Raw genomic sequence first — 13486 nt, forward strand, 5'->3', positions numbered from 1 at the left:
GACTATTTGAATTTTGTACATTTTTATCAGTGTTTTGGACAAATACTCTGCAATTTTGTACACTTTTCCACTCGTTTTGTACATTTAGGCATTTTCTGCCAAACCCACACTACCCTCTCGGAACCTCAATCATCACCGCATCACCCTGGCCGCCGCCGCTGCAAATAGCCGCAATTCCAATTCCGCCGCCGCGGCGTTTCAGTTCGTGCATTAACGTGATAATAATCCGTGCACCGCTCGCCCCAATTGGATGGCCCAATGCGACCGCACCGCCATTGACATTGACTTTTTCCGGATCAAGGTTGGCAATTTTTCCACTTGCTAGTGCCACCGCTGCAAATGCCTCATTGATTTCAAATAAGTCAATTTCCTCTACGGTTTTTCCTGTCTTTTTCAATAAGCTGTTGATGACCAATCCTGGAGTTTGTGGAAAATCCTTTGCGGGAGCGGCCACGGCTGCATGCCCTAAGATGATTGCTTCCGGCTTTCGGCCTTCGAGTAACGCTCTTTCTTCACTCATTAAAGTAAGGGCTGCCGCACCGTCATTGATTCCAGGGGCATTTCCTGCTGTGATGGTACCGTCAGAGTTAAAGACGGATGCTAATTTTGCAAGTTTTTCGATAGAGGTGTCTTTTCGTGGTGATTCATCATGCTGGACGACAACCGGTGCACCTTTACGCTGTGGGACGGTGACAGGCACGATTTCTTCTGCTAATAATCCGCCTTCGATCGCGGCAATCGCTCTTTGGTGACTTCTTAATGCCCATTCATCTTGAGCTTCGCGGCTGATTTCCATTTCCTTTGCCGTTGAATTTCCGTAGGTTCCCATATGAACGCCTGTGAAGCTGCAGCTTAAGCCGTCATGAATCATTAAATCCTTCACAGATGAATCGCCCATTTTTAAGCCCCAGCGTGCTTTTGGTAAAATATATGGGGCATTGCTCATCGATTCCATGCCGCCTGCCACAATGACATCTTCATCACCTGCACGGATAATCTGATCCGCTAACGTGACACTGCGCATACCTGAAGCGCAAACTTTATTGATCGTTTCTGTTTTGACTTCCCAAGAAAGACCAGCCTCTCTTGCTGCCTGACGTGAAGGAATTTGTCCTTGACCGCCTTGTAACACTGTTCCTAAAATCACTTCCTGGACATCATCAGGATTCACTCCAGCGCGTGTGATTGCCTCTTTCACTGCAATACCGCCCAACTGTGCTGCTGTCAGACTGCTCAGTGCTCCGCCAAATTTTCCAAATGGTGTTCTAACCCCGCTCAAAATAACTGTTTTCCCCATTCCAAGCACACTCCCTATTCTTTAATCCTTTAATTGACTGAACGCTCGCTCGGCTATTGTTCAAAAAAAATGTAAGCGTTTTACTCCCACTATCTATTTTACATAAAAAAGAGCAGAAGTTGAAATATTTTACGCAAAATTCCTAAGATTTTATGAATTCAGGTAACAAAGCAACTTCTGCCGTTAAATTTTTTCTGTCTAGCTCCGGCACCTAGCACCTCGAGGTCGCTTCGGTCCAACAGGTGAAGTCAAAGTTCGCGACTTCACCTGCTGGCCCTCCAGCGCTTGTCGGGGCTGAGCAAGGTGCCTCCGCTTTTCTATGCTACGTTTCCACAAACAGCTTTTTCTAAAAGTTCTGCCACATCATAGGTAGATATCTTTTCTTCTACTTCTTTCGCCTTTGTTCCGTCAGATAACATGGTTAAGCAGTATGGACATCCAGAACTGATAACAGATGGATTCACAGCAAGAGCCTGTTCCGTTCTTGCTACGTTAATGCGGTGTCCTGTTTCTTCCTCCATCCACATTAAGCCGCCGCCTGCACCACAGCACATTCCTGTATCTCTGTTTCTTTCCATCTCTACAAGCTGTACACCAGGGATTGCTTTTAAAATCTCCCGCGGTGGATCGTACACATCGTTGTAGCGCCCTAAGTAACATGAATCATGGAAGGTAATTTTTTCGTTGACCGCATGTTTTGGCACTAGCTTTCCATCACGAACTAACTGATAAAGTACCTCTGTATGATGGTAAACCTCTGCCTCTAAACCAAAATCAGGGTATTCATTTTTGAAAATATTGTAGGCATGCGGGTCAATCGTAACAATCTTCTTAACCTCAGCCTTTTCAAATTCTTCGATATTCTTAGCGGCAAGCTCTTGGAACAAGAACTCATTGCCAAGACGGCGCGGTGTATCACCTGAGTTTTTCTCTTTGTTTCCTAAAATTGCAAACTTCACTCCTGCTTCATTTAAAAGCTTTGCAAAAGAAAGAGCGATTTTCTGGCTGCGGTTATCGTAGGATCCCATTGAACCAACCCAGAATAAGTATTCAAACTCTTCGCCTTTTTTGTTCATTTCTTTTACTGTAGGGATTTCAACATCCTCGCGAACTTCACGCCAAGTTTCGCGCTCTTTTCTGTTTAAGCCCCATGGATTCCCCTGACGCTCGATGTTGGTCATGGCGCGCTGTGCGTCTGCGTCTAACTTTCCTTCTGTTAAAACAAGATAACGGCGAAGGTCAATAATTTTATCAACATGCTCGTTCATTACTGGACATTGGTCTTCACAGTTACGGCAAGTCGTACATGCCCAAATCTCCTCTTCGGTGATGACATCGCCAATCAAGCTTGGATTATAAGCAAGTGTGGCTGCCGTTTCTTGGGCACCTTGACCACTTGCAGCAAGTGCAATTTGATTCCCTTTGGTGTTGCCGAACGCAAAAGTGGGCACCCATGGTTGTTTAGAGGTAACGGCCGCACCATGATTCGTCAGATGATCACGCATTTTTACAATTAAATCCATCGGTGACAGCATTTTTCCTGTACCTGTTGCAGGACACATATTCGTACAGCGCCCACACTCCACACAAGCGTAAAAATCAATCATTTGGTGCTGCGTAAAGTCCTCAATTTTTCCAACACCGAAGGATTCTTGAGACTCGTCCTCAAAATCGACCTTCTTCAACTTACCTGGTTTTTCTAAACGGTTAAAATATACATTTGCCGGTCCGGCTATTAAATGTGCGTGTTTCGATTGTGGTACATAAACTAAGAAGGTTAGTAAGAATAATAAATGTATCCACCATGCCACATAAAAAATGACAATTGAAGCGGTTTCATTAATTCCCGAAAAAATAAGCGCAATAACCGAAGCAATTGGCTCTGTCCAAGTGGCCTCGTGACCATGCCAGATTATACTCATACCGTTTCCTACTAGAACGGACAGCATTAAACCGCCAATAAAAATTAATACAAGACCCGATTTAAAATTGCGCTTTAAGCGGACAAGTTTTTCCACATATCGGCGGTAAAAAGCCCAAATAACCGCAACTAGGATCATCAGTGTAACGATTTCTTGGAAAAAGGTAAACCCTGCATACAACGGGCCCAGCGGCAAATGAGAGCCCGGCACTAATCCCTTCCAAATGAAATCAATGGCACCAAATTGGACAAGAATAAAGCCGTAAAAGAACATTACGTGCATGATTCCGCTTTTTTTGTCCTTTAATAATTTCTTCTGACCAAAAACATTGACCCAAATTTTTTGCATTCGTTCTTTGACTTTGTTGTCAAATTCAACCTTTTTCCCCAGCTTAATGAATTCAATCCTCGTTTTAACCACGTAAACGAATAGACTGATTGCGTAAGCGGTTACAGCCAGGAATGCAATGAGGTTCACCCATAAAAGCCCATTCATTCAATACGCCCCCTTTGTTTTTTTAATCCCAATTGTTTGTTTTTCGTAGAAAATTTCAAAACAATAAAATTTTCTGACTACTATTAACACCATTATATAATGAATGAGCATTCAGTCAAATGATTTCTTAAAATTTATTTGACTTTTGTTCGTGATTCATACAATAGCCTCAGTTTGGCAAACCTAACAGATATGATTGGAGGAACGATACTGAATGAATTTACCATCCATCGTCATCGCTCTTATACTTCTTATCATTGTATGGTTTTACATTGACCTTACCTTAGGAAGAAAAAAGCATCGTTCACTTTTCAGCAAACGGGAAACCCCGATTCTGTACGGAAACTTCGATATTTTTCCACATGGAAAAGAATTGTTTGCTGACTACTTTCATGAATTAAAAATGGCAAACAGTCATATTCATATTCTTTTTTATATTGTGAGGGATGATCAATTTAGCCAGCAGTTTCTCGATATTTTAAAAGCAAAAGCAAAAGAAGGCCTTGAAGTTAGACTGCTGGTCGACAGGGTTGGCAGTCATAAGGTGAAAAAGCCGGCAATAAAAGAATTGCGTAATGCAGGTGTTCAATTTGCCTTTAGCAATCGATTACGGCTTCCATTCCTTTTCTATTCCACCCAGGTACGAAACCACCGTAAGATTTCGATTATTGATGGCAAAATTGGTTATCTTGGCGGTTTTAATGTTGGTAAAGAATATATTGATCAAGATCCCAAGCTAAGTCCCTGGCGCGATTACCATTTAAAAATGACGGGTGAAGGTGTCTCGTACCTGCAGCGTGAGTTTTTCTTGGATTGGAATGAGTACGCTTCTGATGATGTGATTGTAGATTCTCGTTATGCTCCTGAGCAGCCCAAAGGGACGGTACCACATCAACTTGTTCCAACGGAAGCAGGACGCCTTGAAGATAAATATTTACAATTAATTCAAAACGCAAAAAAGTCAATTACCATTGGTACTCCGTATTTTATTCCAAGCAAAAAACTCATGGATGAACTGCTTCGTGCGGCAAAGCGCGGCATTAAGATTACCATCGTTGTGCCCTATATAACAGATCATATGCTTGTACAAGAAGCTTCATACCGTTATTTACGTAAGATGTTATCAGCAGGGGCGCAGGCTTTTCAGTATAAGAATGGTTTTTACCATGCAAAATCAATCATTATCGACGATCATCTCTGTGATATCGGTACGGCTAATTTTGATAAAAGAAGTTTATTTTTAAACAAAGAAATTAATTGTTATTTTTATGACCCAGCCTTTGTAGATCGGTTTAGGGATGTCCTCCATAAAGATATTCTTGATTCAAAACCACTGAAACTGGAGGACCTTAATAAGAAAAGCTTTTTCAGGTCGATAAAGGAAGGCATTGCCGGGGCTATTTCATTCTTTTTATAGTAAGGAGTTTTTGCGATGAAGATTCGTTTCGGCTATGTTTCAACCGCTATCACCTTGTGGGATGCTTCTCCATCGAAGACACTTACGTTTACTCGCTACCAGCAGTTATCGGAAAAAGAGCGTAAAACTAAATTACTTGAGCTTACAAGGCTTAATTTAGCCCACACGCTCCGCATGTTCTATTTCAATCTCGCCCATGAAATAGAATTGTATCGGCTTTCGAGTTCGATAGTACCGTTGGCCACCCATCCAGATGTTTTTTGGGATTTTGTTACCCCCTTTAAGAAGCAGTGGAAAGAAATTGGCCAACTTATTAAAAAAAATAATTTACGGGTTAGCTTTCATCCAAATCAATATACGTTATTTACCTCTCCGCAGCAAAAAATAACCGATAATGCCGTCATCGATATGGAATATCATTACCGCATGTTTGAGGCCATGGGTGTCGAGGATAGAGGGATGATGAATATTCATATCGGCGGAGCCTATGGTGATAAAGCAGAAACCATTGTCCGTTTTCATGAGAATCTAAAAAAGCTTCCATCACATATTAAGCGCGCAATGACCTTGGAGAATGATGACAAAACCTACAATACCGAGGAGACGTTGATTGCCTGTGAAAAAGAGAGAATCCCTTTTGTGTTTGATTATCATCATCACATGGCCAATCTTTGTGAACCGCCGCTGGAGAAGCTGCTTCCGAGGATATTTCAGACATGGGACCATGTTGACTTGATTCCCAAAATCCATATTTCCTCTCCTAAAGGAGAAAAAGAATTCCGATCTCACGCCGATTTTGTGGATCTCGAATTTATCATGCCGTTAATAAAAATGCTTAAGGAAATTGGACAAGATGTTGACTTTATGATTGAGGCAAAAGCAAAGGACCAGGCTACATTGAAATTAGTCGAAGATGTTAGTAAGGTCCGCGGCTTTAAACGAATCAGCGGGGCAGCCATCGAGGTGAAATAACTCCCAGCATTTTTTCAACAGGGAATGGTTAAAGTAACTACAGATTCACACAAGGAGGGATTTTCAATGGAAAGCACCAATCAATTCGTACAAAAATTAGCAGAGAATGAAAAGAAGCAGAAAAAAAATCAAAAGCATGGCAACAACGACCCAGAAAGCAAATTACCAAACCATAAACATTCACAAGGTGTATAAAAAAGAAAGAGTCTCCCATTGCAGGAGACTCTTCTACTCTTCAATTAAGTTTAAGACAGGAACCTCTATCTCATTCTCCGGATCAGACTTTGTATACACCCGCGCCATCTTCGTATTATCATCCACATGCTGAATAATCACCGGCGTCCCCTCATACGTAACATTAATCATATCCATCGACTCAGCAATTTCCTTCGCTCTTCCCACATTCATCAAGGCCACTCCTCATCATAAAATTACTTCCATAATATTTACCAAAAAGCGGATAAATATTCAGTGATGAATAAATGGTGTCACCGTCTCTACATTGTTTGGTGCCTGTCACCGCTCGTGGACACTTTCCACCCCATATGGACACTATCACCCCAATGGAAAAAGTAAAAATGGCTCCCATAAAGGGAGCCATGCCAATTTTACATTTTTTCTGGTGCGGATACGCCGATTAATGCGAGGGCGTTGCGCAGTGTGATTTGAACGGTTTTGATTAACGCGAGGCGCGCCTTAGTGCGCTCTGGCTGCTCGCTGTCGAGTACTTTTTCTGCATTGTAAAAGCTGTGGAAGGTTGAAGCCAGTTCCATAATATAGTTTGTGACGCGGTGCGGTACGCGCTTTAATGCCGCTTCACCGACAGCCTGCGGGAACTCGCCTAGCTTTTTCAATAACTCGATTTCTTTTTCTGCGCCAATTAAGGAGAAATCCGCATTTTCATCAATTTTTATCCCCTGCTCTTCGCCTGAACGCAGGATACTGCAAATCCTTGCATGTGCATATTGAGCATAGTACACAGGATTTTCATTGGATTCTGAAACAGCTAAATCCAAGTCAAAGTCCATATGCGTATCCGAGCTTCTCATCGCAAAGAAGTAACGAGTGGCGTCGAGGCCGACCTCATCGACCAAATCACGCATTGTGACAGCCTTACCGGTACGCTTACTCATCTTCATCTTCTCACCATTTTTGTACAGGTGAACAAGCTGTATGATTTCGACCTCGAGGGCGTCCGCAGCATAGCCAAGTGACTGAATGGCCGCCTTCATACGCGGAATATAACCGTGATGGTCTGCCCCCCAAATGTTGATCAACTTTTCAAAGCCGCGGTCAAGCTTGTCCTTATGGTAGGCGATATCTGGCGTTAAATACGTATAAGAGCCATCCCCTTTAATCAGCACTCGGTTCTTATCATCGCCGAAATCCGTCGAACGCAGCCAAGTAGCGCCTTCCTCCTCATAAATATAGCCATTGTCACGAAGCACCTTTAATGCCTCATCAATCTTTCCATTCTTATATAGAGAGGTTTCAGAGTACCACACATCAAAGCGGACACGGAAATCCTCCAAATCTTTTTGAAGCTTTGCCATTTCATACCTTAATCCATACTCACGGAAGAACTCAAAGCGTTCCTGCTCATCCACATTCACATACTTATCGCCAAACTCTTCCGCCAGCGCCTTTCCAATCCCGATGATGTCTGCACCATGATAGCCGTCCTCAGGCATTGGCTTATCATGACCAAGCGCTTGGAAATAACGTGCCTCTACAGACAATGCCAGGTTATTAATCTGATTACCAGCGTCATTAATATAATACTCACGGGAAACATCATAGCCTGCTTTCGCTAGAATATTGCAAAGTGAGTCGCCGACTGCCGCACCACGGGCATGACCAAGGTGAAGGTCACCAGTTGGATTCGCGGAAACAAACTCCACTTGTATTTTCTGATTACCGCCAACTGTTGTTTCCCCGTACTTTTCCCCTGCCTCAAGAACTGTTGGAATTAAATCTGTTAGGTAGGCATTATTCATATAAAAATTGATGAACCCTGGACCTGCCAATTCAATTTTTTCAATCGAGGCTTTTGAGCGGTCAAAATTTTCAATGAGGGCTTCCGCAATCATGCGCGGCGCCTTCTTTGCCACACGTGCAAGCTGCATCGCCATGTTGGTGGAATAATCGCCGTGCGCTTTCTCCTTTGGTATTTCCAAAATCACATCAGGAATCTGTTCTTCTGCTGCAAGGTTTGCTTTCACTACAGCTGCCCGAATTTCCTCTTTCAATCTACTTTGAACCTGTTCAACTATGTTCATTTCTTCTCCTCCTGAAAAGCTATTTCTAACTGATATGTACTTGCCAGTGCACCCTCCATAGTAAAATCATAAAGAACACTAAAGTGACCTTTACCATTTTCATAGGAAAAATCTATTTTTTTTGCTTTTGTCACGGTTGCAAACTGGCCAAATGGCATTTCATAGCTGCCATTTAACTTCCGATTCAATTCAAACGGCAAACGCATTTTAATGGCACCGCCGCGTAAAATAAGGGCTTCAAGATGTCCCATCTTCACAATGGTTCGGACATTTCCCTCTTCCACCGCTTCTTCATAACGAAGATACGCAGCATTTCCTTTTTCAAAGTATGTACCAAATACGAGCAATTCAAAAGTCTCATCGTGGTCAATTGTTGTTTTTACGTTAATTTTCACAGGGATCTCAGGGATTGACATAAAACGCACACCCTTTTTTAAAAATAAACCTTATTTAGGTCATCCATAGTTTCTATTTAAACACACTTTTATCATTATACCTATAGTATGTACACAATTCAAAAGATGCCTGCCCCACTATTGGGACAGGCACAAAAAATGTTATTTCACCCAGCCAAGAAGCATTTCACGAATCAATTTGCTGGCAGTGTTTGCCGTTTGCTCAGATGGGTCGTAAATAGGCGCCACTTCAACCAGGTCGCAGCCGACAACGTTCACGCCAGAGCGGGCAATTTCATGAATAGAGGCAAGCAGCTCTTTCGAAGTGATCCCGCCGGCATCCACTGTACCAGTTCCCGGTGCATGTGCAGGATCCAACACATCGATATCAATCGTTACATAAACAGGACGTCCGACAAGCTCCGGAAGGACCTCTTTTAATGGCTGGTGCACTTCAAATTTTGAAATATGCATGCCGTTTTCTTTTGCCCATTGGAATTCTTCCTTCATCCCAGAGCGGATCCCAAAAGAATACACGTTTTTTGGTCCGATATGTTCCGCAATTTTACGAATCGGAGTGGAGTGGGATAATGGTTCGCCTTCATAGTTTTCCCTTAGGTCTGTATGTGCGTCCATATGAATAATCGCTAAATCAGGGTATTTCTTATAAACCGCCTTCATAACCGGCCAAGACACTAAGTGCTCGCCGCCCATGCCAAATGGAAACTTTCCAGCCGCTAAAACTTGATCCACGAACTCCTCAATCAAATCCAAGCTCTTTTGCGCATTTCCAAAAGGAAGCGGAATATCGCCGGCGTCAAAATATTTCACCTCTTCAAGCTCACGATCAAGGTAGGCGCTGTACTCTTCAAGACCGATGGAAACCTCACGAATACGAGCAGGGCCAAAACGCGAGCCCGGGCGATAGCTGACCGTCCAGTCCATCGGCATCCCATAAAGTACAACCTGACTATCTTCAAAACTCGGATGACTCTTTATAAACACATTACCAGAATAAGTCTCATCAAAACGCATGTTTCTAACCTCACTTATATATGTAATAAAACAGTTGAACCTCTATAGTTACCCTAATTTCAATTTCAACAAGAATACGGTCACTATAAGCTGGCTATAGTGACCCTATTTCCTTTTTCGACTCTGTTACGGTCACTATAAACCCTCTATAGTGCCCTTAATTCCTATTTCATGCATCCTTCAGTCACTATAACCCGTTTATAACGACCGCAACCTCCATATTTCAAAGTTTTCGGTCACTAACTGTCCGCCTGAGGTGTACAGTGTCCACGGGCGGTGCCTGTCACCGATATTTTTTCACCAATATTGTCACCGAATCTACTTAACCAAATCCCCAACAAATTTAGGGAGTACGAAAGCTGCTTTGTGCAGTTCTTTTGTGTAGTATTTGGTTTCGATTTCGTGGAAGCGGTCTTCACTTACTTCGAGTGGGTCGTATTTTTTGGATCCGATGGTAAATGCCCAAAGTCCGCTTGGGTATGTAGGGATGTTTGCTACATATAGACGGGTGATTGGGAAGATTTCTCGAACGTCACGCTGTACGTTACGGATTAAATCAGCTTTAAACCAAGGGTTATCAGACTGTGCTACAAAGATACCATCTTCTTTCAAAGCTTTAGAAATCCCAGCATAGAATCCTTTTGTAAATAAGTTTACTGCTGGTCCTACCGGCTCAGTCGAGTCAACCATAATCACATCGTACTCATTTTCACTTTTGGCAATATGCATGAAGCCGTCATCAACTTGAACATCGACACGAGGGTCGTCAAGCATTCCAGCGATTTCTGGTAAGAACTTTTTAGAGTACTCAATTACTTTACCGTCAATATCTACAAGCGTTGCTTTCCTAACACTTGGGTGCTTTAAGACTTCACGGATAACGCCGCCATCGCCGCCGCCGACAACTAAAACATTCTCCGGATTTGGATGTGTGAACAATGGTATATGTGCCACCATTTCATGATATACAAACTCATCTTTAACAGAGGTCATGACCATGTCATCTAATAGAAGCATGTTGCCCCATTCTTCTGTTTCCACCATATCAAGCTTTTGAAATTCTGTTTGTTCGGTATGTAAAGTTTTATTGATTTTCATGGTGATACCAAAGTTTTCAGTTTGCTTTTCTGTAAACCAAATTGCCATGTCCAACATCCTTCCGTATCTGTTTTTTGGCTGTGTTAAACTTAGCTGTTGATTTACGCTCCAATCAACAGGTTCTCAAAAGCAACAGTATCCTATAACACAGCCTTTTAATAAAGCCTTATTTACCATGAATTTCATTCCATTTTTATAGTACCCAAACTATTGAATTACAAACACAAAGAAAAGTCTAGCATAATCTATCAATTTTTTAGAAATATTTTCTTTTTGGTAGTTTAAAAACACTCTCTTAACTCAATACTGTAACTATGGGTATCTTTAAAATTTGGCAGAGGAGGGTATTGCTGTGGAAATTATGACGAATCATGGATTTCGGAAAACGATAAAATACTTGCGTGCATTTATTATCATTAGTTTGATAGGCTTTGGCTGTATGCTGATTGTTTTTCTTGGGATCCTCGGTTATGCCAAAATTCTTGGTGCACCGCCGCTAGCTGTCCCGCAATCCACTCTGTTCTTTGCCAATGACGGTACTTTAATCGGTGAGAGCAACAGCGGCCAAAAGCGTTACTGGGTTCCCCTCGAGGAAATCTCACCAGATTTAATCCATGCGACCATTTCCATCGAAGATAAAAACTTTTATGAACATAATGGCTTTGATTATAAACGAATTATGGGAGCCATCCTTGCCGATATAAAAGCAGGTGCAAAAGTACAAGGCGCCAGCACCATTACCCAGCAATACGCACGAAACCTCTTCCTAGAGCACGACAAAACGTGGTCACGGAAATTCCATGAAGCTTTTTATGCCATCCGAATTGAAATGAATTATTCAAAGGAAGAAATCTTAGAAGGGTACTTAAATACTATTTATTATGGTAACGGTGCCTATGGTGTCCAAGCGGCCAGCCAATTTTATTATGGAAAAAACGCTTCTGAGTTAACCCTGGCTGAAAGCTCGATGTTAGCTGGTGTTCCAAAAGGCCCTAGTTACTATTCGCCGCTGGAATCATTAGATAATGCTACTAAGCGACAAGCAATTATTTTAAACGCAATGGTGGAAAACGGCTATATAAAAAAAACAGCTGCACAACAGGCAAAGCAAACTTCCCTTACCTTTGTCGGTGAATACCCTCATAAACGGGTGGAGGCCGCACCTTATTTTCAAGATGCCGTTAAAAATGCCTTAAAAAATCAACTAAACCTAGATGATCGGACAATCGCTCTCGGCGGTTTAAAAGTCTATACCACACTCGACCTCAAGCAGCAGCAAGAGGCTGAAAAACAAATTCAGGAAACCATTGCCAGTAGTTCTGAAATCCAAGTCGGTCTCGTTGCAATGGACCCGAAAAACGGGTATGTAAAAGCAATGGTAGGCGGTCGTAATTATGAACAAAGTCCTTTTAATCGAGCCGTTCAAGCGGTTAGACAGCCAGGCTCAACGATAAAGCCAATCTTGTATTATGCAGCGCTTAGTCAAGGCTTTACGCCATCTTCTACGATGAGAAGTGAACTAACAACCTTTAAATTGGATGATGGCAGCACAGAATATTCTCCTCATAACTTTAATAACAAGTATGCGGATGGAGAAATTACACTTGCTCAGGCGCTTGCCGTTTCTGATAACATTTATGCGGTCAAAGCACACTTATTTATGGGTGCTGAAACCCTGATTAAGAATGTTAAAAAGTTTGGAATCTCAACGAAAATGGATAAAGTCCCATCACTTGCTCTAGGTACCTCGGGCGTTCGAGTCATTGACATGGCAAATGCCTACAGTCTCTTTGCCAATGCCGGTAAAAAGGTAACGCCCACACTGATTACAAGAGTAGAAGATTATAATGGCGATGTTATCTTTGAAAGTAACCATGAAGCTGAACGAGTACTGGATCCTGCAAAAGCCTTTGTCATGACGCATATGATGACAGGTATGTTCGATAAGAAACTAAACGGATATGCGAAGGTAACGGGTAACTCCCTGATTGATGAAATCACACGGCAATATGCCGGTAAATCTGGTTCAACCGAAACAGACAGCTGGATGATTGGCTTTACACCACAGCTGGTAACGGCTGTTTGGGCTGGCCATGATGTTGGGAAGCCAATTACCCTTACCGCTGAAAAAAGCTATGCCAAAAAGATTTGGGTAAAGTTTATGGAGGAATCGTTAAAAGGTAAGCCAGTCAAGGCATTTAACCCACCGAAAGAGGGAGTTATAGGTGTTTACGTGAACCCTGAAAACGGCAAGCTTGCTACAAAGGATTGCCCTGTTCGCCGGTTTACTTATTTTGTAGCCGGAACCGAGCCGACAGAATACTGTACCGACCATTTAGAACATAAAGAAGATAAAACGAAAGAAAAGAAAGAGGAAACAAAGGACCCATGGTATAAGCGGATTTTTAATTGGGGTAATTAAAATCGAAACCACCCCATTTAGGGGGTCCTTTAGCTAGATTAAACGGAAAAAGCTCCGAGGATTGGTCTCCGGAGCTTTTTCCTGTCCTAGTCTTACAGTGTTTACACACTGCATATATTTTACAACTTTTCGTCAAAAATTGCTATTGTAAAAA

Annotated in this window: 11 protein-coding genes; 4 read left to right on the forward strand and 7 right to left on the reverse strand. The window is 42.3% G+C overall.

The features are described from left to right. Positions 1-109 precede the first annotated feature (109 nt). Positions 110-1297 (reverse strand): acetyl-CoA C-acetyltransferase, encoded by a 1188-nt coding sequence (locus QNH29_RS29485; protein ID WP_283862781.1) that lies wholly within the window; start codon positions 1295-1297, stop codon positions 110-112. A gap of 317 nt (positions 1298-1614) precedes the next feature. Then, on the reverse strand, positions 1615-3714 hold the full coding sequence (locus tag QNH29_RS29490; protein ID WP_283862782.1) for a (Fe-S)-binding protein: 2100 nt from the start codon (positions 3712-3714) through the stop codon (positions 1615-1617). A 214-nt stretch (positions 3715-3928) separates the two neighbouring features. On the opposite strand from QNH29_RS29490, the gene cls reads away from it, so the two are divergent. The 3 genes from cls to QNH29_RS29505 all read left to right on the forward strand — a co-directional run bounded on the left by cls (position 3929) and on the right by QNH29_RS29505 (position 6298). Then, a complete protein-coding gene (cls, locus tag QNH29_RS29495) occupies positions 3929-5131 on the forward strand; it encodes a cardiolipin synthase (RefSeq protein WP_283862783.1) in 1203 nt (400 codons plus the stop codon). 15 nt (positions 5132-5146) lie between these two features. Next, positions 5147-6103, forward strand: a complete 957-nt coding sequence (gene uvsE / locus QNH29_RS29500; RefSeq protein ID WP_283862784.1) for a UV DNA damage repair endonuclease UvsE — start codon at positions 5147-5149, stop codon at positions 6101-6103. A 66-nt stretch (positions 6104-6169) separates the two neighbouring features. Beyond that, positions 6170-6298, forward strand: coding sequence for a DUF4023 family protein (locus QNH29_RS29505; protein WP_283862785.1), 129 nt, complete (start codon positions 6170-6172; stop codon positions 6296-6298). Positions 6299-6331: 33 nt separating this feature from the next. On the opposite strand, the gene QNH29_RS29510 is transcribed toward QNH29_RS29505, so the two are convergent. The 5 genes from QNH29_RS29510 to speE form a co-directional block, all read right to left on the reverse strand. Then, complete coding sequence (locus tag QNH29_RS29510) at positions 6332-6511, reverse strand: H-type small acid-soluble spore protein (RefSeq protein ID WP_283862786.1); 180 nt, start codon at positions 6509-6511, stop codon at positions 6332-6334. 200 nt (positions 6512-6711) lie between these two features. Then, the gene (gene argS / locus QNH29_RS29515) at positions 6712-8382 is read right to left on the reverse strand and encodes an arginine--tRNA ligase (RefSeq protein WP_283862787.1); all 1671 of its coding nucleotides are present in this window, start codon (positions 8380-8382) and stop codon (positions 6712-6714) included. Next, complete coding sequence (locus QNH29_RS29520; RefSeq protein ID WP_283862788.1) at positions 8379-8798, reverse strand: YwiB family protein; 420 nt, start codon at positions 8796-8798, stop codon at positions 8379-8381. Before QNH29_RS29520 ends, argS begins: the two co-directional genes overlap by 4 nt. 141 nt (positions 8799-8939) lie before the next feature. Then, entirely contained in the window at positions 8940-9812 is an 873-nt protein-coding gene (gene speB, locus QNH29_RS29525; protein WP_283862789.1) for an agmatinase, read from the reverse strand. Between the two features lie 318 nt (positions 9813-10130). Beyond that, the gene (speE, locus tag QNH29_RS29530) at positions 10131-10958 is read right to left on the reverse strand and encodes a spermidine synthase (RefSeq protein WP_283862790.1); all 828 of its coding nucleotides are present in this window, start codon (positions 10956-10958) and stop codon (positions 10131-10133) included. 304 nt (positions 10959-11262) lie between these two features. On the opposite strand from speE, the gene QNH29_RS29535 reads away from it, so the two are divergent. After that, on the forward strand, positions 11263-13332 hold the full coding sequence (locus tag QNH29_RS29535; protein WP_283862792.1) for a transglycosylase domain-containing protein: 2070 nt from the start codon (positions 11263-11265) through the stop codon (positions 13330-13332). The last annotated feature ends 154 nt before the right edge of the window (positions 13333-13486 follow it).

Source organism: Neobacillus sp. DY30 (assembly GCF_030123065.1).
GTDB lineage: Bacteria > Bacillota > Bacilli > Bacillales > Cytobacillaceae > Neobacillus.